Source organism: Streptomyces sp. NPDC007905 (genome assembly GCF_042959345.1).
In the GTDB taxonomy this organism is placed as follows: Bacteria; Actinomycetota; Actinomycetes; order Streptomycetales; family Streptomycetaceae; genus Streptomyces.
This window is the reverse complement of the sequence record NZ_JBIBKS010000011.1, coordinates 152,246-171,488: the sequence shown is the minus strand read 5'-3', so window position 1 is coordinate 171,488 and position 19,243 is coordinate 152,246. Positions and strand designations below refer to the sequence as shown.

Below are 19,243 nucleotides of genomic sequence, written 5' to 3'. Positions count from 1 at the left end.
TCCCCCTCAGGGGGCGCGCCAGACGTTGTCGAAGGCGTCCTCCTCGATGCGCCGCCGCTGCCGCACGGCCTCCAGTTCCGTCAGCGCGTCGCCGACCGCGGCGAGGACGGTCTCCACCGCGTCGGCGTCGGCGCTGGTGGCGGGGTCCGTTCGTTCGGCCGGTGGCGTGTCCTGGATGCCCAGCGCCGCCGCGAGGCTCACGAGGACGGGTTCGTGCGCGTTCCAGCGTTCGCTCGCGTGGCGCCGGGCGGGTGAGTCGGCGGGTGGGGTCCGGTCGATGGTGCGGCGGGGCAGCCAGTGGCGGGCCTTGCCACCGCCCTCCGCCTCCTCCAGCGCGCCGACATAGGCCGAGGCCAGCCCGCGCCCCCGGCGCCACAGCCAGTCCTCGACGGTCTCGTACGGCTCCTGCCGGATGAGCTGGGCGCCCGCCTCGTCCAGCAGCCGGTCACCGGTGACGCGCTCGGCCGAGGGCACGAGGCGATCACCCTCCAGCGTGAAGGCCTGGGCTTCGAGGAGGTCGAGCAGCTCGGCTCCCGCCAGGGCGAGCGACAGGTCCCCCTGGCCCACGGGCCGACTGGACGGCACGTCCAGGACGACGATCAGCAGATCCTGCGGTGTGGTCATACCACCACCATGTGGTGCGGGGCACGGATCCGCAGCTCTGCCATGCCTGGGGCTCGACGGTTCCTCGCCCATCCGCCCACCCGTCTCGGCGGGCCAAGGGGGCGGCATGCCTCGGAGCTCCGCCCCAGCCCCCGACCCGGGCTGCGCCCGTCCGCCCTCCCGGACACCCGTCTCGGCAGGCAGCCAAACGCCGACCGTGGCCCGGGGGGACTGCTCCGGGCCCCGACCCGGGCTGCGCCCGCCATGCCCACCCGGACACCCGTCTCGGCAGGCAGCCAAACGCCGACCGTGGCCCGGGGGGACTGCTCCAGGCCCCGCCCCGGGGGGCGCCCGCCTGGCCCTCCCGCCCACCCGTCTCACGGCCGATTCCCGCTCCACCGATGTCCGCACCAGCCCCCATCCCGCCGAGAGTCTCCGCCGTCCACCTCCCAGCCCACCGAGTCGGGTGGTGGGTGGGCGCAGGTCGCGGGTGCAGGGGGCGGAGCCCCCTGGTCCGGTGGGGTGGGACCGGCGCGGCCTCGGAGCTACTGCAGCTTCCACTTCTGGTGGGCAGCACCGGTGCAGGACCAGATCTGCGCCCTGGCCCCGTTCGCCGACGAGTTGTCCGTCACGTCCAGGCACTTGTTCGCCGCCGTGTTCACCACATCACCGCTGGACGCGTTGTACGACCACTGCTGCGCACCGGTCCCGTTGCAGTCGTACAACTGCACCTTGGCCCCGTCCGCCGTCGAACCCGAGGCCACGTCAAGGCACTTGTCCAGCGCCTGAATCGTCCCGTCGCCCTGCACCGTCCACTGCTGCGCCGCACTCCCGTTGCAGTCGTACAGCTGCACCGCCGTCCCGTTCGCGCGGGAACCACCGGCCACGTCAAGGCACTTGCCCGCCGGTCCCACGAAGGATCCGGACCGGCCGCCGCCGCCCGACTGGGTGCCCGACCAGGTGAAGGTCGCCGAGGTCCTGCCGGGGAGCGAGTAAGTGGCGTGCTGCGAGCCCCAGTCGATCGTCACCGACTTCGCGGAGGACGAGTCGTTGTACGCGATCAGCGCCTTGCTGCCGTCCGGGTTCCGCCACGCCACGTTGGGCACGGCGGTCGACGCCGTCGAGGCGATCCGCTGGGCGCCCGGGCGGACGAACTTCGTCAGATGGCCCATGTCGTAGTACTCGACGGTGTAGTCGACCGTTCCGCTCGAGCCGTCCCCGTTGTGCACGGTGACCAGCCCCGTGCAGGTGCCGCAGCCGCCGTTGTGCGGCCCCATGTTCTGGTCCACCGCCAGCGACCACTTGGTGACCGACTTCGCCCAGTTGCGCGTGTAGTCGATGATGTTGGACATGTCCTCGCGCTGCTGGTCGGTGATCCAGGTGCCACCGGAGTGCTCGGTGCCGAAGGCGTCCAGCGTCGGGTACTGGTTGTGCACGGACGTCTGCTTGCCGACGTCACCGCCGTAACCGTGCCAGGCGATCCCGCCGAAGTTGGGGTGGTTGCGGACCGCCGGGTCGTCCACCGTCTGGGCGGCGTAGGAGTCGTAGACGTCCCAGTTCCAGTCGTGCGCCAGCACCTTCGTCGCAAGACCCGCCGCCTGCAGCTTCGGCAGCAGCTCGCTCTTGGTGAAGTACGCCAGCCCGCTCGCGTTCCAGCTCATCGACGGATAGCCCGAGCAACAGGTCGGCTCGTTCTGCGCGGTGACGAAGGAGACGTTCACGCCCTGGTCCTTGTAGGCCTGCAGGTACTTCACGAAGTACGAGGCGTACGCGCCGTAGTCCTCCGCCTTCAGCCAGCCGCCGTTGAGCGAGCCGCTGTCCTTCATCCATGCCGGGGCCGTCCACGGCGAGGCCATCACCGTCAGGGACGGGTTCAGCCGCAGCGCCTGCTGCGTCAGCGGGACGACGTCCGCGAGGTCGTGCCCGATCGAGAACTTCGACAGCGACGGATCGGTCTGGCCCGCCGGCACGTCGTCGTAGGTGTACCCGTACCGCGCCAGGTCCGAGGCGCCCATCGGGTCGCGCAGGAACGACAGCCCGATGCCGTCCGTCGGAGAGAACAGCTTGCGCATGGTCGCGTCCCGCGTGGCCTGCGTGAGCGCCCCGCTGCTGTTCATCAGCCAGGCCGCGGCGTCCGTGAAGGACGCGCCGCCGCCGGTGAAGGTCTGGTAGCGGGTGTTCTCGTCCACGGTGATGTTCTCTCCGCTGCCGCCGGTCCCGGACTGGAAGGCGAACGGCGTCTGCGCCTGGAGTCCGCGCACGACGTGCCGTCCGGCGGAGTCGTCGGTGGTGGTGAGCCAGGCGGTGACCTGTTCACCGGCCGCGTGCGCGGAGGGCATGCCGAGGGTCGTGAGCCCGGCGGTGGTCAGCAGGCCGGCGAGAAGCAGCCGGGCCGTGCGCAGGGGACTTCTCATGGTGCGTCGCCCTTCTGGGGAGAGCCAACGTGCCTGATGTGGGGGGAAGCAGTACCCGCGACCGTCCTGACGTGCCGTCTTGACGGTTCTGTGAGCCCCCAGTTAACTCATGTCGTGAGCTAAGTCATGAGTGAACCATGAGAGTCGAGGGAAGGTCCATGCGAAGAACCGCCCTGCTCGTCTCCGCCGCACTCCTCGCCGGTCTGCTCCCGTGGGCGACCGCCCGAGCCGCCGACGACCCGGCCCCAGCCCCCGTCGACCGCTTCGAGGGCGAGGTTCCCTTCGCCGCCCAGCCCGCCGAGGGCATCTTCACCTGGGGGAGCGACGCCGACGACCCGCCGGCCCTGCAACTCACCGCCCGCTCCGACGCCCCCGAGGGCGCCAAGGTCCTCACCGGCAGCTACGACATCAGTGGCTACGGTGGCTTCACCCACGACTTCGCCGCCGGTGAGCCCGCCCACGACTGGTCCGCCCACCGGGGCATCCGTTTGTGGTGGGACGGCCAGGACAACGGCAGGAAGGTGGCCTTCGAGATCAAGGACGGCGGCGCGAACGGCGAGGCCTCGGAACTGTGGACGACCTCGTTCACCGACGACTTCACCGGCTGGAAGCGGATCGAGCTCCCCTTCACCGACTTCACCTACCGTACGGACTACCAGCCCGTCGGCGGCATCGACCACGTCCTCGGCCTCACCGGGATGTGGGGCTACGCCGTCACCCTCCCGGCCGGCGCCAGGGGCCGGTTCGCCCTGGACGGCGTCGAGTTGTACGGCAGGGCCGACCAGTCGCTGCGCGCCTCGGTCACGACCGACGCGGCCGTTCACCCCGTCACGGAGGGCGGCACCGCCAAGGTCGGGGTCACCGTCGCCACCACTGGCTCGCAGCCCCTGGACGATCCGGTGACCGTCACCTACGCGACCGGCGCCAACGGCACCGCCGACCCCGGCAGGGACTACACCCCGGTCTCCGGCACCCTCACCTTCCCGGCCGGTACGGCCTCCGGCGCCACGCGGACCATTGAGGTGTCCACCCTCAAGGACAAGGCGGCCGAGTCCGCCGAGACGATCCCGCTCACGCTCACCGTGAACGGCGCCAAGGCCCCCGCCGAGACCCCGCAGGTCGTCATCGACGCGCACGGACTGCCCTACCTGGACGCCAGGTTGCCGGTGCGCAAGCGGGTCGCGGATCTCCTGAGCCGGATGTCGCTGCGGGAGAAGGCCGGCCAGATGACCCAGGCCGAGCGCGGCGCCCTGACGAACCAGGGGGACATCGCCGCCTACGCGCTCGGCTCGCTCCTGTCCGGCGGCGGCTCGACTCCCACGCCCAACACCCCTGAAGCCTGGGCGAAGATGATCGACGGCTTCCAGCTGCGCGCCCGGGCGACCCGCTTCCAGATCCCGCTGATCTACGGCGTCGACGCGGTGCACGGCCACAACAACCTGGCCGGCGCGACGATCATGCCGCACAACATCGGCATCGGCGCCACCCGCGACCCCCGACTTGCCGAGCGGGCGGGCGCGGTGACGGCCGCCGAGGTGCGGGCCACCGGGATCCCCTGGGACTTCGCGCCCTGCCTGTGCGTGAGCCGTGACGAGCGCTGGGGCCGCTCCTACGAGTCCTTCGGCGAGGACCCGGCGCTGGTCGAGTCGATGGAGACCGTCATCCAGGGGCTCCAGGGCCGGGCGAACGGCAAGGACCTCGCCCGCGACGACAAGGTCCTCGCCACCGCCAAGCACTTCGTCGGCGACGGCGGCACCGGGTACGGCTCCTCGACCACGGGGACGTACAAGATCGACCAGGGCGTCACCAAGGTCACCCGGCAGCAACTGGAGGCCATTCACCTGGCGCCGTACCGGACGGCCGTCGACCGGGGCATCGGCACGGTCATGCCCTCGTACTCCTCCCTGGACGTGCTCGGCGACGGGCAGGGCCCGGTGAAGATGCACGCGCGGGCCGACATGATCAACGGCGTCCTCAAGGATCGCCTCGGCTTCGACGGCTTCGTCATCAGCGACTGGAACGCCATCGACCAGCTCCCCGGCGACTACGCGTCGCACGTCCGCACAGCGGTCGACGCGGGTGTCGACATGATGATGGTGCCGTACTCGTACAAGGACTTCAGCTCGACGCTCATCGACGAGGTGAGGGCCGGACGGATCAGTGAGAAGCGGATCGACGACGCGGTCTCCCGGATCCTCACCCAGAAGTTCGGACTGGGCCTGTTCGAGCACCCCTACGCCGACACCACCGGCGCCGCCGCGATCGGCTCCCCGGCCCACCGGGCCGTGGCCCGCCGGGCCGCCGCCGAGTCGCAGGTGCTGCTGAAGAACACCGGCGGGCTGCTGCCCCTGAAGAAGGGCCAGAAGGTGTACGTCGCCGGGTCCAACGCCGACGACATCGGCAACCAGACCGGCGGCTGGACCGTGACCTGGCAGGGCTCCTCCGGGAACATCACCCCGGGTACGACCGTCCTCCAGGGCATGCGCGAGGCGGGCGGCAACGTCACCTACTCCAAGGACGCCTCCGCCCCCACCACCGGCTACGACGTCGGCGTGGTCGTCGTCGGCGAGACCCCGTACGCCGAGGGCGTCGGCGACGTCGGCAACGGCCACGACCTCGCGCTGTCCGCCGCCGACAAGGCGGCCGTGGACAAAGTGTGCGCGGCCATGAAGTGCGCGGTGCTGATCGTCTCCGGGCGTCCGCAGCTGATCGGCGACCGGCTCGACCGGATCGACGCGCTCGTGGCCTCCTGGCTGCCGGGCACCGAGGGCGAGGGCGTCGCCGACGTCCTCTACGGCAGCCGCCCCTTCACCGGACAGCTCCCGGTCACCTGGCCCAGGTCCGAGTCCCAGCTGCCGATCAACGTGGGCGACCCGTCGTACGACCCCCAGTTCCCCTACGGCTGGGGCCTGACCACCCTCACCCGGGTGCCGCGGGGCGGCGCGGCGGCCCTGCGCGCGCTCGCCCTGGCGGCGACGGCGGCCGAGAAGGCGGGCGCCGTCCGGACCGGACGCGAGCTGGTCGCCGAGGCGCGGCTGATCGTCCAGCGGAAGGCGGGACAGCGGATCACGCAGGGGGTGGCCGAGCCCTTCGCCGACGCGGACCACCTCCTGCTGACCGGACACTACGGCAAGGCGGTGCAGAAGCTGGCGGAGGCGTACCGGGCCGCGTAGGCCCACCCCTCTGCTCCGCAGACATCACCGATTCCGGGAGGCTTCGGGTAGGTTCGAAGGATGAAGGCCGTCCTGCGGATCCGAAGCCTCCCAGCACTGCTGCTGGCCGCACTGATGCTGGTGATGGTGACCGCACTGGCGCCCGGCGCGACGGCGGTCACCGGCATCTCCACGATCGCCGAGGCCCTCCGCAAGGGCCCGGTCTACGTCGACCCGGCCGCTTCCGCCCAGGTGTCCGCCGCCGACGCCCACACGCTCGCCAAACGGATCAAGGACGCGAACAAGCCCCTGTTCATCGCGGTCCTGCCCGCCGGCTACCCCACGCAGAACCTCTTCTCCGACCTGCGCACGGCAACCGGCATCACCGGTGTGTACGCCATCCGCCTCGGTGACCGCTTCGACGCCCGCGCCGACTCCTCGGTGCTCTCGCGCGGCGCGGTGCGCAACCTCGTCACCAGCGTGCGGGGCGAGAACGCCACGACCCAGCTCACCGACTTCACGAACCGCGCCCTGGCCAACATGGGCGGCCACGCCCCCGCCTCCTGGGGGTCCTCCGCCTCCGGAGGCGCAGTCTCCGGTACGGCACTGATCACCACGGCCGCGGTCCTGGTGGCCGGCGGCGCGGGTGCCTACGCCCTGGTGCGCCGCAACCGCCGCCGGCGCGACGAGGAACAGCGGGCCGCCCTGGACCGCCTGCGGGTGGTCGTCGACGAGGACATCACCGCCTTCGGCGAGGAACTCGACAGGCTGGACTTCCACCCGGCCGAGGCGGGGGCCGACGACGCCATGCGCGCGGACTACGAACGGGCCCTGGACGCCTACGAGAAAGCCAAGCAGTCCATGGCCGAGGCCCGCAGACCGGAGGACGTCCGCGCGGTCACCGAGGCCCTGGAGGACGGCCGATTCTCCCTCGCCCAGCTGGCCGCCCGCCGTGAGGGCCGCGCTCTCCCGGAGCGCCGCCCGCCCTGCTTCTTCGACCCCCGCCACGGCCCCTCCGTCACCGACGCCACGTGGACCCCGCCCGGTGGCGCCCCGCGCGAGGTCCCGGTCTGCGCGGCCGACGCCACCCGCCTGGCCGACGGCCGCGATCCGGTGATCCGCGAGGTCGACACCGACTACGGCCGCCGCCCCTACTGGGACGCGGGCCCGGCCTACGGCCCCTGGGCGGGCGGCTACTTCGGCGGCGGCATCCTGCCCGGCCTGCTCGTCGGCACCCTGCTGGGCAGCATGATGGCCACGCCGTCGTACGCGGCCGGCTACGGCACCGGATACGGCGACTTCGGCGGCGGGGACTTCGGCAGCGGCGGCTACCAGGGCGGCGACATGTCCGGCGCGGACTTCGACCCCGGGGACTTCGGGGGAGGCTTCGGCGACGGAGGGGGCTTCGACGGGGGCGGAGGCGGGGGAGGGGACTTCGGCGGGGACTTCTGAAGTCTTCGCAGCGACGGCACCCGGCACCGGCGCCCGGGAGCCGCGCAAGCGTCACAGGTCCCGGTCCCTCGTGCCCAGCCGTTCCATCAGGTCCGCGTCGGCGCCGGCACCCCGCGTTCCGGCTCCCCGAGCGCGCTGCGGTCATGCGGCGGTGGCGGTGTCGTTCGCCGTCCTGGCCGTGGCCCGGTGGCTCCGCCCGCTCACCCACGCCCACTGGGCGGCAGGCATGACCACCGTGCTCTCCCTGCTCCTCGGCTACGTCCACCAGGACGCGGCAAGCCTGCTGCCGCCCCGCCTGGCCGCGATCGCCGTCGGGACGGTGCTGTCCGTGGGAGCCTCCGGGTACCCGCTGCCGGTTCAGCGGCCGTACCGGCGGGCGTAACGCTCACCGGCGGCGTGCCATCAGGCGGGCACGGAAGGGCCGTTGACGACGGAGGTCGGCTGATCGGGATGCAGCCCGAGCCGCCTCAGCGCGCGGGCTTCCACGTTCAGACCGAGCGTGCCGTGCCAGTGCCCGTCGTCACCGATACGGCACATGAGGTCGATCCGCAGCTCCTCCTGGGTGAACGGCATCCAGTCGATGCCGCGTTCCCGCAGTCAGGCGAGGAGGACGACGGCGGGGTGGGGGCGTCCCGGGAGGTTCTCGTAGGAGGTGAGGTGTACCCAGTCGGTCACCCACACACAACACACCCACCCACGACACGCGCGAGCGCCCGCCCTCCCTTGTGCGGAGGGCGGGCGCGCTCGGGGTGCGGGAGTCCCGCAACCGGCCGGACCGCCGGAGGCTCACGCGTTCTTGATCGCCGAGATGTCGAAGTTCAGCTTGATCTTGTCGGAGACGAGAACGCCGCCGGTCTCCAGCGCCGCGTTCCAGGTCAGGCCCCACTCGGAGCGCAGGATCTCCGTCCTGCCCTCGAAACCGACGCGCTCGTTGCCGAACGGGTCCTTCGCGGCGCCGTTGAACTCCAGGTCGATGGTGATCGGCTTGGTCACGCCGAGGATGGAGAGGTCACCGGTGACGCGGTACTCGTCGCCGCCCAGCGCCTCCGCCTTGGTGGAGCGGAACGTCATCGTCGGGAACTCGTCGGTCTTGAAGAAGTCCGAGGACTTCAGGTGACCGTCACGGTCGGCGTTGCCGGTCTCGATGCTCTCCATGCTGACGTCGAGGGTGGCGGTGGACTTGGCGGGGTCCTCGCCGTCCAGGTGCAGGGTGCCGGTGAAGTCCTGGAAGCTGCCCTTGACGTTGGTGACCATCGCGTGGCGGGCCACGAAACCGATCGTGGTGTGCGCGGGGTCGATGGTGTAGTCGCCGGTCAGCGCGGCCAGGTCGGGGTTGACGGCGGTCGGCGCCGTGGCGGTGTCGGTGCTTTCCTTGCGGCTGAAGATACCCATGACGGTGCTCCTTGGGGACGGGCGCGGCCGGCAGTGCCGAAGCCGCGGGGCCTTCTGTTTAACGTTCAACGAACCTAACGACTCAGACCGTAGACCTATTCCGTACGGTTTTCAACATCATCCGGAACGTGTTTACCTGGCTACCCTGAGTCACCGTGTCAGCCCTCTGGCGAACGCGCGTAGAGCTCGGGCACCATCAGGCGTGCGCCACCTGCACAGCCGAACCACAGGAAGCACGGCCATCAGCAGGAAGGGTCCCCATGAAGGCCACACCGGTCATGAAGGTCCGCTCCGTCCTGACCGCGCTCGCTCTCGTCGCCGCTCCCGGCGTCGCCGTCCTCGGCACCGCCACCGACGCCTTCGCCGTCACCAAGATCAGTCACGCGACCGCCACCCAGATGTTCCGCGACGTCGGCATCACCTGGTCGTCCTCGGGCAACTGCTCCGACCGGAACAACCCCACCTGTACGTCCTTCGAGCAGCTCAACCTCGCCACCGCGCAGGGTGCCCAGACCCTCAAGCGGGCCAGCGGCTGCGCCCTCGACATCACCGGCGGCACCGAGACCGGCCACGCCTCCGGCACCTACTCCCACTGGAACGGCTACAAGCTCGACTACGGCAAGAACACCTGCGTCACCTCGTACATCAAGAACTACTTCAGCTACATCGGCCTGCGCGGCGACGGCGCCCCGCAGTACCAGTCCGGCTCCGGCAACATCTATGCCGACGAGGGCAGCCACTGGGACGTCCTGTACTACAACTGCGGCGGCTGCTGAGCGAGGGGGCGGTGACCGGCGACATGGGCGCGACCGGACCGACGCGGCGCGTGCTCCTGCTGGCCGCCGCCCTCTGCGCCACCCTGACCCCCCGGGCCCACGCGGCTCCCGCCGCCGACCCCTACGACACCCTCCGCCGCCGCTGGCTCGACCTCGCCCTCGGCACCGGATACGACCCGGCCGCCGCGCCGTACGCCGCCCGGCTCGCCCAAGTCGGGTCACTGGCGCGGGACTTCCGGGCCACCATGGCCCCCGCTCCCGACTCCCTGTGGCCCGGGCACCCCTTCGACCCGCCCTCCGGCATCACCTTCAGCTACGGCCGCCTGTGGACCATGACCCAGGCCTACGTCCAGCCCGGCACCGGCTCCACCGGCGACGACGCCCTCCTCGCCGACGTGATCCGCGGCCTCGACCACCTCTCCGCAACCGTCTACAACCCGGTCACCACCCGCTACGGCAACTGGTGGGAGTGGCAGATCGGCAGCCCGCGGCTCCTCATGGACCTCACGGCCGCCCTGCACGACCACCTCGGCGCGGCCCGTGTCACGGCCGCCTGCGCGGCGGTCGACCACTTCATCCCCGACGCGATGCTCACCGACTACTCCGGCACCTCCACCGGCGCCAACCGCGTCGACCTGTGCCGTTCCATCGCCCTGCGCGGCGTCCTCGGCCGGGCCGGCGACCGCGTCGCGCTCGCCCGGGACGCCCTCTCACCGGTCTTCCCGTACGTCACCCGGGGAGACGGCCTCTACGCCGACGGCTCCTTCGTCCAGCACACCTGGGTCGCCTACTCCGGGACCTACGGCCAGGTCCTGCTCGACGGCCTCGGGCGGCTGTTCGCCCTGCTCGCCGGGTCGGCGTGGGAGATCACCGACCCGGCCCGGCAGAACGTCCTGGACGGTGTCGAGCACGCCTACGCACCGCTGATCCACGACGGGTTGGTGATGGACTGCGTCAACGGCCGGGCCATCAGCCGGGGTTACCTGCGCGGGGACGACCTGCACATCCTGCGCAGCGACCATTACCACGGCCAGGCCCTGATCGCGGCCGTCGCCCTGCTGGCGGGCGGTGCGAGCGAGGAGGAGCGGAAGCGGTGGTACGGCCGGATCAAGGGCTGGATCGAACGGGACACCGTGACACCGGTCCTGACGGCCGGTCAGTTCGAAGTCGCCGACCTCGCGCGGCTGCACGCGGTTGCCGACTCGGCCGTACCCGCGAGTCCCGAACCGGTCGGCCACCGCCTCTTCCCGGCCATGGACCGGGCCGTCCACCGCCGCCCCCGCTTCACCGCCGCCCTCTCCATGGCCAGCGACCGCATCGCGCACTACGAGTGCGGCAACGGCGAGAACCCGCGCGGCTGGCACACCGGCTCCGGGATGCTCAGCTGGTGGCCGGCCGGCCCCGGCGCCCGGTCCGACCAGTACACCGACTGGTACTGGCCGACCGTGGACTGGTACCGCCTCCCCGGCACCACGGTCTCGACCAAGCGGCTGGCCGACCGGGCCGGCGGCGAATGGGGCGCCCCCAAGCCGGACGTCCACTGGGTCGGCGGTACGACCGACGGCGAGTACGCGGCCGTGGGCCAGCACCTGAAGGGGATCGAGTCGACGCTCCAGGCCCGCAAGTCCTGGTTCTTCCTCGCCGACGCGATCGTCTGCCTCGGCGCCGGGATCACCTGCGCCGACGGCGTCCCGGTCGAGACGGTCGTGGACAACCGCAACCTCGGCGAGAAGGGCGGCGAGCCCCTCGTGCGCGGCCCCGGCTGGGCCCATCTGGAGGGCCAGGGCGGCTGGATCCTGCCCTGCGGCGGTGAGCTGCGCACCCTGCGCGAGGACCGCACCGGCGCCTGGTCCGACATCAACACCACCAGTTCGGCCGAACGGCGCACCCGCCGCTGGCAGACCCTCTGGCTAGACCACGGCACCGACCCGGCCGACGCCGACTACGTCTACGTCCTGCTGCCCGGCGCTTCCCGCGGCGAGGTCGCGGCCCGGGCCGCCGACCGTCACTGGCTGCGTGTCCTCGGCAACGACGCCCGCCGCCAGGCCGTCGCCGTACCCGCCCTCGGCCTGACCGCCGTCAACCTCTGGGAAGCGGGTACGGTGGGTGACCTGACCGCCTCGGCGGGCGCCGGCGTGCTCGTCCGGTGCCGGGGTCGGACGGCTACCCTCTGCGTGAGCGAGCCTCCCCGCACAGGTGTGCCACTGGAGATCGTCTGGGACCGTCCCGTGCGTTCGGTTCTCCGCGCCGACGACAGCGTGGAGGTCCTTTCGGGGGACCGCCGTCTGAGGCTCCGTGTCACCCCAGGGAGGGCATGTGCCACCCATGAATGTGAGGTGGCTCTCTGGTGACGCCTTTGTGGCTTCTCCACAACGCCGATGCCCCCTGACCAGTCGGAACGGCTGCATGCCGCTTTGGTTCTGTTCGGTGGTACCAGGAAAACGGCCCGGAGACTGTACGGAGTCGACGGCTCGCTTTCCTTGGTGTCCTTCGTAAGGTCGCTACATGACCGTTTTGGAAGAGACGACGGGTGAGCCGACCGGCGAGCCGACGGACGCGCGCGGGCGGGTCGCCGAGCTGCACGAGATCCGTGCGCAGGCCGTGGCGGGCCCCAGCGAGAAGGCGACCGAGGCGCAGCACGCCAAGGGCAAGCTGACGGCGCGGGAGCGCATCGAGCTGCTCCTGGACCCGGGATCCTTCCAGGAGGTCGAGCAGTTGCGCCGGCACCGGGCGACCGGTTTCGGCCTGGAGGCGAAGAAGCCGTACACCGACGGCGTCATCACCGGCTGGGGCACGGTGGAGGGCCGCACGGTCTTCGTCTACGCCCACGACTTCCGGATCTTCGGCGGCGCGCTGGGCGAGGCCCACGCCACCAAGATCCACAAGATCATGGACATGGCCATCGCGGCCGGTGCGCCCCTGGTCTCCCTGAACGACGGCGCGGGCGCCCGTATCCAGGAGGGCGTCAGCGCCCTCGCCGGGTACGGCGGCATCTTCCAGCGGAACACGAAGGCCTCGGGTGTCATCCCGCAGATCTCCGTGATGCTGGGCCCGTGCGCGGGCGGCGCGGCCTACAGCCCCGCCCTCACGGACTTCGTCTTCATGGTCCGCGAGACGTCGCAGATGTTCATCACGGGGCCGGACGTGGTCAAGGCGGTGACGGGCGAGGAGATCACCCAGAACGGCCTGGGCGGCGCCGACGTCCACGCGGAGACCTCCGGCGTGTGTCACTTCGCGTACGACGACGAGGAGACCTGCATCGCCGAGGTGCGCTACCTCCTCTCGCTCCTCCCCCAGAACAACCGCGAGAACCCGCCCCGGGTGGACTCCAGCGACCCGGTGGACCGTCGCAGCGACGTCCTGCTCGACCTGGTCCCGGCGGACGGCAACCGGCCGTACGACATGGCCAAGGTCATCGAGGAGATCGTCGACGACGGCGAGTACCTGGAGGTCCACGAGCGCTGGGCGCGCAACATCATCTGCGCGCTGGCCCGCCTCGACGGCCAGGTGGTCGGCATCATCGCCAACCAGCCCCAGGTGCTGGCCGGCGTCCTGGACATCGAGGCGAGTGAAAAAGCTGCGCGCTTTGTCCAGATGTGTGACGCTTTCAATGTCCCGATCATCACCTTCCTGGACGTGCCGGGGTTCCTCCCCGGCGTCGATCAGGAGCACGGCGGAATCATCCGTCACGGCGCGAAGCTGCTGTACGCCTACTGCAACGCGACCGTGCCGAGGATTTCGCTGATCCTGCGCAAGGCGTACGGAGGTGCCTACATCGTCATGGACTCCCAGTCGATCGGCGCCGACCTCACCTACGCCTGGCCCACCAACGAGATCGCCGTGATGGGCGCGGAAGGCGCGGCCAACGTCATCTTCCGCCGTCAGATCGCCGAGGCCGAGGACCCCGAGGCGATGCGGCAGAAGATGGTCAAGGAGTACAAGGCCGAGCTGATGCACCCGTACTACGCGGCCGAGCGCGGTCTGGTGGACGACGTCATCGACCCCGCCGAGACCCGCGAGGTCCTGGTCAAGTCCCTGGCGATGCTGCAGTCCAAGCACGCCGACCTGCCCTCCCGCAAGCACGGCAACCCCCCGCAGTAACCGAGCGGACCCGCCGCGGCAATCCCGCGGACCTCTCTCTCACGGAGACTGACATCCATGAACACTGACATCCGCGTCGAGAAGGGCCACGCCGAGCCCGAGGAAGTCGCCGCCATCACGGCCGTCCTGCTGGCCCGCGCGGCCGCCCAGCCGGCCGCCCCGGCTCACCGCGGCCGGCCGAAGGCAGGCTGGCGCCGCCTGGAACGCGAGCCCGGCTTCCGGGCCCCGCACAGCTGGCACTGAGCCCTTGCGCGTGACCACAGCCCCGCTGCTCCTTCGGGAGGGCGGGGCTGTGGTGTGTGGCCGTCGCACACCCCTTCCGTTGCGACGTCCGGCGGGGCAGGGGGTACGACAAAAGGGGCCCTCTCCGGATGGAAAAGGGCCCCCGCGTGCGGCGGTCGACTAGCGCAGGCGCGCCATCAGGGCGTGCTCCACGAGCGTGATGAGCGCTGACTTCGCGTCCGCGCGGTGACGGGCGTCCGTCGTGATGATCGGGGTGTCCGGGCCGATCTGCAGGGCCTCGCGGACCTCGTCCGGGTTGTAGGGCTGCTGTCCGTCGAAGCCGTTGAGGGCGATGACGAACGGCAGGCCGCTGTTCTCGAAGTAGTCGACCGCGGGGAAACAGTCGGCCAGGCGGCGGGTGTCCACCAGGACCACCGCGCCGATGGCGCCGCGGACCAGGTCGTCCCACATGAACCAGAAGCGGTCCTGGCCCGGTGTACCGAAGAGGTACAGGATCAGGTCCTGGTCCAGGGTGATGCGGCCGAAGTCCATCGCCACGGTCGTCGTGGTCTTGTCTCCGGTGTGGGTGAGGTCGTCGATGCCGGCCGACGCGGACGTCATGACGGCCTCTGTGCGCAGCGGGTTGATCTCCGAGACGGCGCCGACGAACGTGGTCTTGCCCACGCCGAAGCCGCCCGCCACCACGATCTTCGCGGAGGTGGTGGAGCGGGAAGGACCGCCGCTAGAGCTTGCGAAGTCCACTGAGCACCCTTTCGAGCAGTGTCACGTCTGGCTGGCCACCGGCGTTCTCGTCGCCGCCGGGCTGATGGATGGCGACCAGGCCCGCCTCCGCCAAGTCGGCGACGAGAATCCTGGCCACGCCGAGGGGGATCGTGAGCAGGGCCGAGACCTCGGCCACCGACTTGATCTCCCGGCACAGGTTGCAGATCCGCTGATGCTCGGGCAGTTGGCCCTGCATCTGGTGCGGAGCGGCGGTGGTGTGCACCAGTGCCTCGATGGCGAGCTGGTAGCGCGGGCGGGTCCGGCCGCCGGTCATGGCGTACGGACGCACCAAGGGGTTGTTCGCTGCGGTCGCGGGCGCCGGCTCGGGGCGGCGCTGCGGTTGCACCGGCTGGATGCGCGGGGCCGGCGGCTGGTCGTACGGCGACGGGCCGGGACCCTGCGGGTACGGCTGCCGGTGGCTCGGGGCGGAGGGGAAGTTGTACCGGTTCGCCGAACCGTCGCCCTGGCCCTGGGCAGGGCCGTACGACCAGTTGCCCGAAGACGAACCGCCTGGGGGTGTTACCACTTTCTCCTCCTCCGACTGTGCCGGGCACCCATCCGTGTGGAGCCGCGTCCCGAAACCTTACGGCCCCGGGACGCGTATACGCACCGTTGGTCTGTTAGTTGAGAAGGCTTCCCTGGAGTTCCGCACGCAGATCCGGGGTGAGGACCGTGCCCGCGCGGTCCACCAGAAGGGCCATCTCGTACCCGATGAGGCCGATGTCCGCCTCCGGGTGTGCCAGAACCGCGAGCGAGGAACCGTCGGAAATGGACATGATGAAGAGGAATCCCCGCTCCATCTCCACAACCGTCTGGTTCACACTGCCGCCCTCGAAGATGCGCGAGGCGCCTGCCGTCAGAGACGTCAGACCGGAGGCGACGGCCGCGAGCTGATCGGCGCGGTCGCGGGGGAAGCCTTCGGACATCGCCAGAAGGAGTCCGTCGGCGGAGACCACCACCGTGTGGGACACCCCCGGGGTGTTGTCCACGAAGTTGGTGATCAACCAGTTCAGGTTCTGTGCCGCCTGGCTCATCGGGCTCACACTAACGCTCCTGGTTGTAGGTGCTGTCAGGACCGAAGCCCTGGCCGTTCGTTTCACTGCCTGCGCTGCGTCCGCGCTGGACGCCCCGACGCAGGTTGCTCAGCCTGCCCCGGACGTCCTCCGGGGCGCGGGAGACCTGTGGGCCTCCCTGAGGGGTGCTCTCGGCGGTGCCCTCGACCAGGTTGGCCTTGGGTACCCGCCGCGGCAGGCCGGAGGCGGTGACCCCGCCCGCCTTGGGCTTCCGGAGCTGCGCGGCCTGCTGCCAGCGCTCGTCGTTGGCCGAACGCCAGTCGCTGTCGCCGCCCGCTCCCGGGGCGTTGCCCGGTGCGGGAGCCGGCACTTCCTGCTGCACGCGCGCCGTGCCGTTCGAGGCACTCGAGCCGTTGGTGCCGCTCGCGGCGGAGCCGCGGCGGGGCAGCCCGGCGTCGGTCAGCTCGTGGGCGGCGGGAGAGGCCGTTCCCGGACGGTCGAAGCCTACGCCGTTCCGCTCACTTGCGTCAGCGGCCTGCGAGGATTCCGCTTCCGGAGCGTACTGGGCCGGGTAGCCGTTCTGGTAGCCGTTCTGCTGCGGCCAGTCGTCCTGGTAGGACTGGCTCTCGTAGGAGCCGAATCCGTCGGACGCGGAGGCCTGAGTGGGCCCGTGCTCCTCCCGGGCGGGCTCCGCATAGGCGGTGTCCGGGTAGCCGCCACCGGTCGAGGAGAAGCCGTCGTTCTGCGGCAGCCCGCCGTTCGGCGCGAAGTACTGCTCGTCGTACGAGGTGTGCTGCTGCTCCTCGTACGTCTGCTCCTGGTACGCCTGCTGCTGCTCCTGGTACGCCTGCTGCTGCTCCTCGTACGCCTGCTGCTCGGTGTAGCCCGTGCCGCCGCCTTCGTAGCCCTGGGGTGCGTCGAACTCGTCCCGGTACGCGGACCGCTCCGCGCTCTCCTGGTGCGGCTGGCCGTGGTTCTGGGCCTCCAGGGCCGCCCGGCGCTCCTCGCGCATCAGGGAGCGGCCCACGGGGTCCAGTTCGCGGATGTCGTCGGGGACGTCGGAGTAGCGGCTGTCGTCGAAGCCCAGCTCGGCGGCCGTGCGCATCGGCGCCACCTGGCTGAAGCTCTCACCCTGGAACTGCTGGTCCGGGATGATCTGGGAGACCGTGAAGTCCTCGCGGTCCAGCGGCGTCTCGGCGCCACCGCCGTGCGTGATCGCGTCCGGCAGCATGACCAGGGAGGTCGTGCCGGCCTGCTCGCCCGAGGGGCGCAGCTGGACACGGATGCCGTGCCGGTCGGACAGCCGGCCGACCACGAACAGGCCCATGCGCTGGGAGATCGCGGCGTCCACGGTCGGCGGGTTGGCCAGCTTGTGGTTGATGTCCGCGAAGTCCTCGGCCGTCAGGCCGATGCCCTTGTCGTGAATCTCGATCATGATGCGGCCGTCGGGCAGACGGGTCGCGGTGACCCGGACCTTGGTCTGCGGGGAGGAGAACGTGGTGGCGTTCTCCAGCAGCTCGGCCAGCAGGTGCACGAGGTCGGTGACGGCGCGGCCGTGGATCTCGGCCTCCGGAACACCGGACAGCTCGACACGCTCGTACTGCTCCACCTCGGAGGAGGCGGCGCGCAGGACGTCGACCAGCGGGACCGGCTGGTCCCAGCGGCGGCCGGGCTCCTCGCCGGCGAGGACCAGGAGGTTCTCGCCGTTGCGGCGCATACGGGTCGCGAGGTGGTCCAGGCGGAAGAGGTTCTCCAGCTGGTCCGGGTCCGCCTCGTTGTTCTCCAGGTCGGTGATCAGGGTCAGCTGGCCCTCGATCAGCGACTGGTTGCGGCGCGAGAGGTTGGTGAAGATCGCGTTGATGTTGCCCCGCAGCAGGGCCTGTTCGGCGGCGAGCCGGACGGCCTCGCGGTGGACCTGGTCGAAGGCGCGCGCGACCTCGCCGATCTCGTCCGTGGAGTTGATCGGGATCGGTGCGACGCGGGTGTCGACGCGGCCCGGGTCGGTGCGGGAGAGCTGGTCGACCAGCATCGGCAGACGCTGCTCGGCGATGCCGAAGGCGGCGTTGCGCAGCTGGCGCATCGAGCGGCTCATCTGGCGGGCCACGGCACCGGCCAGGATGAACGCGAGGAGGAGGGCGACCACGACGACGGCACCGGTGATGATCGCGGAGGTCTTGGCGTCGTCGGCGATGCCGGAGGCCTCGTTCACCGCCTTGTCGGCGAGGTCCGACTCGATCTGGCGGTAGGCCTTGTACTTGAGCGTGTTGACCGCGAACCAGTTCTTGGCGGTGATGCCCTTGGCCGCCAGCGCCTGACGCGTGAGCGGGCTGGTGTCCTGCAGCCTGGCCAGCGCCGAGACCATGGTCTCCGGCTTGGACGGCGGGGCGATGTACTTCGGGTCACTCTGCTTCTGCTGCGCGACCAGCGCGGCGCCGTCCGTCGTGATCTTCTGCTTCGCGTCGGTCAGCTTCTGCGCGTCCTCGTCGGTGCCACCGCCCAGGTACTCCTCCAGGGCGATGCGCTCCAGGTAGGCGTACGAGGACAGGGAGACCCGCTGGGTCGCCAGGTTCGGGTCGTCCGGGCCGGGCTTGACCAGCAGATGCGTGCCGATCGACCGCTCCAGCGACAGCGCCCCCTTGGTGAGGGAGATGGCGTAGACGGTACGGCCGTAGGAGGTGATGTTGCCGGTGCCCAGACCGAGTTCGTTGGCGAACTCCATCAGGGGGTGGCTGACCCCGACATAACCCTCCTCGGTCTGCACGCCGTGGGTGTTGCTCGTGTAGGCGACCTGGCGCAGCGTCTGCAGCTGGGGCTCCACCTTGCGGAACAGCTGCAGGCGGCGCTTCAGACCGGACTTGTCCGGCATGTTCTGCGCGGCCTGGTCGAAGCCGTCGGCGGCCTGGTCCGTGGCCTTGCGGGCGGCGGCGATGGTGTCCTTGCCGGTGCCCAGCAGGATCGGCGCCGCCGTGACGTCGCGCTCGTTCTCCAGGGCGTCGGCGTAGGTGAGGGCGGCGCGCACCAGGACGGCGGTGTTCTCCGCGTCCCGTGCCTCCTGCCAGGTGTCGATGGAACTCTTCACCTGGAAACCGCCCATGACGAGACCGACCGCCACGGGTATGAGCAGAATCGCGTTCAGCCGGGTCGGCACCCGCCAGTTGCGCGGGGAGAAACGGCCGCCACCCTTCGCGGGAGTGGGCGCCGGCTCCGCACCGGACACAGGGGTGTGCGCCGCAGCGCGCGGCGGCGGGGAGAAGTTGCCCCGCGCCGACGGCTCGGGACCGTTCTTGCTTCGCCTCACTCGACCAACAACCTCTCGGCGGTCGGCACCTACGTCG

The 19,243-nt window shown here is 70.9% G+C and carries 15 protein-coding genes; 7 read left to right on the top strand and 8 right to left on the bottom strand.

Going from position 1 to position 19,243, the window contains the following annotated elements; all coding sequences use genetic code 11:
* Positions 1-6 precede the first annotated feature (6 nt).
* Positions 7-624, bottom strand: coding sequence for a GPP34 family phosphoprotein (locus ACFZDC_RS21190; RefSeq protein ID WP_391325912.1), 618 nt, complete (start codon positions 622-624; stop codon positions 7-9).
* 524 nt (positions 625-1,148) lie between these two features.
* The gene (locus ACFZDC_RS21185) at positions 1,149-3,017 is read right to left on the bottom strand and encodes a ricin-type beta-trefoil lectin domain protein (RefSeq protein ID WP_391325910.1); all 1,869 of its coding nucleotides are present in this window, start codon (positions 3,015-3,017) and stop codon (positions 1,149-1,151) included.
* Between the two features lie 158 nt (positions 3,018-3,175).
* Between ACFZDC_RS21185 and ACFZDC_RS21180 the strand changes: the two genes are divergently transcribed.
* The 3 genes from ACFZDC_RS21180 to ACFZDC_RS21170 all read left to right on the top strand — a co-directional run bounded on the left by ACFZDC_RS21180 (position 3,176) and on the right by ACFZDC_RS21170 (position 8,003).
* Positions 3,176-6,190 carry a glycoside hydrolase family 3 N-terminal domain-containing protein gene (locus ACFZDC_RS21180; protein ID WP_391325908.1) on the top strand — a complete coding sequence of 1,005 codons (3,015 nt, stop codon included), beginning with the start codon at positions 3,176-3,178 and terminating at the stop codon, positions 6,188-6,190.
* A 60-nt stretch (positions 6,191-6,250) separates the two neighbouring features.
* The gene (locus ACFZDC_RS21175; protein WP_391325906.1) at positions 6,251-7,621 is read left to right on the top strand and encodes a hypothetical protein; all 1,371 of its coding nucleotides are present in this window, start codon (positions 6,251-6,253) and stop codon (positions 7,619-7,621) included.
* 151 nt (positions 7,622-7,772) lie between these two features.
* Entirely contained in the window at positions 7,773-8,003 is a 231-nt protein-coding gene (locus ACFZDC_RS21170) for a hypothetical protein (protein WP_391325904.1), read from the top strand.
* Between the two features lie 20 nt (positions 8,004-8,023).
* Here the strand turns inward: ACFZDC_RS21170 and ACFZDC_RS21165 are convergent, their stop codons facing one another.
* Both ACFZDC_RS21165 and ACFZDC_RS21160 read right to left on the bottom strand, forming a co-directional pair.
* Positions 8,024-8,194, bottom strand: a complete 171-nt coding sequence (locus ACFZDC_RS21165; RefSeq protein ID WP_391325902.1) for a hypothetical protein — start codon at positions 8,192-8,194, stop codon at positions 8,024-8,026.
* A 213-nt stretch (positions 8,195-8,407) separates the two neighbouring features.
* Complete coding sequence (locus ACFZDC_RS21160; RefSeq protein ID WP_391325900.1) at positions 8,408-9,013, bottom strand: YceI family protein; 606 nt, start codon at positions 9,011-9,013, stop codon at positions 8,408-8,410.
* 278 nt (positions 9,014-9,291) lie between these two features.
* On the opposite strand from ACFZDC_RS21160, the gene ACFZDC_RS21155 reads away from it, so the two are divergent.
* From ACFZDC_RS21155 to ACFZDC_RS21140, 4 genes are all read left to right on the top strand, one after another.
* Positions 9,292-9,789: a hypothetical protein gene (locus ACFZDC_RS21155; protein ID WP_391326095.1), complete on the top strand. Its 498-nt coding sequence runs from the start codon at positions 9,292-9,294 to the stop codon at positions 9,787-9,789.
* A 23-nt stretch (positions 9,790-9,812) separates the two neighbouring features.
* A complete protein-coding gene (locus ACFZDC_RS21150; protein ID WP_391326093.1) occupies positions 9,813-12,140 on the top strand; it encodes a polysaccharide lyase family 8 super-sandwich domain-containing protein in 2,328 nt (775 codons plus the stop codon).
* Between the two features lie 154 nt (positions 12,141-12,294).
* A complete protein-coding gene (locus tag ACFZDC_RS21145) occupies positions 12,295-13,890 on the top strand; it encodes a carboxyl transferase domain-containing protein (RefSeq protein WP_391325898.1) in 1,596 nt (531 codons plus the stop codon).
* A 57-nt stretch (positions 13,891-13,947) separates the two neighbouring features.
* Complete coding sequence (locus tag ACFZDC_RS21140) at positions 13,948-14,133, top strand: acyl-CoA carboxylase epsilon subunit (RefSeq protein WP_391325896.1); 186 nt, start codon at positions 13,948-13,950, stop codon at positions 14,131-14,133.
* Positions 14,134-14,292: 159 nt separating this feature from the next.
* On the opposite strand, the gene ACFZDC_RS21135 is transcribed toward ACFZDC_RS21140, so the two are convergent.
* From ACFZDC_RS21135 to ACFZDC_RS21120, 4 genes are all read right to left on the bottom strand, one after another.
* Positions 14,293-14,874 (bottom strand): ATP/GTP-binding protein, encoded by a 582-nt coding sequence (locus ACFZDC_RS21135; RefSeq protein WP_043432136.1) that lies wholly within the window; start codon positions 14,872-14,874, stop codon positions 14,293-14,295.
* On the bottom strand, positions 14,855-15,421 hold the full coding sequence (locus ACFZDC_RS21130) for a DUF742 domain-containing protein (RefSeq protein WP_391325894.1): 567 nt from the start codon (positions 15,419-15,421) through the stop codon (positions 14,855-14,857). Before ACFZDC_RS21130 ends, ACFZDC_RS21135 begins: the two co-directional genes overlap by 20 nt.
* 94 nt (positions 15,422-15,515) lie before the next feature.
* The gene (locus ACFZDC_RS21125; protein ID WP_004983065.1) at positions 15,516-15,929 is read right to left on the bottom strand and encodes a roadblock/LC7 domain-containing protein; all 414 of its coding nucleotides are present in this window, start codon (positions 15,927-15,929) and stop codon (positions 15,516-15,518) included.
* 10 nt (positions 15,930-15,939) lie between these two features.
* A complete protein-coding gene (locus tag ACFZDC_RS21120; protein WP_391325893.1) occupies positions 15,940-19,206 on the bottom strand; it encodes a nitrate- and nitrite sensing domain-containing protein in 3,267 nt (1,088 codons plus the stop codon).
* Between the last annotated feature and the right edge of the window lie 37 nt (positions 19,207-19,243).

Bases quoted from the DNA above. Each gene is read 5' to 3' on its own strand.
- ACFZDC_RS21180 (WP_391325908.1), top strand. From the start codon at position 3,176: ATGCGAAGAACCGCCCTGCTCGTCTCCGCCGCACTCCTCGCCGGTCTG.
- ACFZDC_RS21175 (WP_391325906.1), top strand. From the start codon at position 6,251: ATGAAGGCCGTCCTGCGGATCCGAAGCCTCCCAGCACTGCTGCTGGCC.
- ACFZDC_RS21190 (WP_391325912.1), bottom strand. From the start codon at position 624: ATGACCACACCGCAGGATCTGCTGATCGTCGTCCTGGACGTGCCGTCC.
- ACFZDC_RS21185 (WP_391325910.1), bottom strand. From the start codon at position 3,017: ATGAGAAGTCCCCTGCGCACGGCCCGGCTGCTTCTCGCCGGCCTGCTG.
- ACFZDC_RS21125 (WP_004983065.1), bottom strand. From the start codon at position 15,929: ATGAGCCAGGCGGCACAGAACCTGAACTGGTTGATCACCAACTTCGTG.
- ACFZDC_RS21140 (WP_391325896.1), top strand. From the start codon at position 13,948: ATGAACACTGACATCCGCGTCGAGAAGGGCCACGCCGAGCCCGAGGAA.
- ACFZDC_RS21145 (WP_391325898.1), top strand. From the start codon at position 12,295: ATGACCGTTTTGGAAGAGACGACGGGTGAGCCGACCGGCGAGCCGACG.
- ACFZDC_RS21155 (WP_391326095.1), top strand. From the start codon at position 9,292: ATGAAGGTCCGCTCCGTCCTGACCGCGCTCGCTCTCGTCGCCGCTCCC.
- ACFZDC_RS21165 (WP_391325902.1), bottom strand. From the start codon at position 8,194: ATGCCGTTCACCCAGGAGGAGCTGCGGATCGACCTCATGTGCCGTATC.
- ACFZDC_RS21150 (WP_391326093.1), top strand. From the start codon at position 9,813: ATGGGCGCGACCGGACCGACGCGGCGCGTGCTCCTGCTGGCCGCCGCC.
- ACFZDC_RS21160 (WP_391325900.1), bottom strand. From the start codon at position 9,013: ATGGGTATCTTCAGCCGCAAGGAAAGCACCGACACCGCCACGGCGCCG.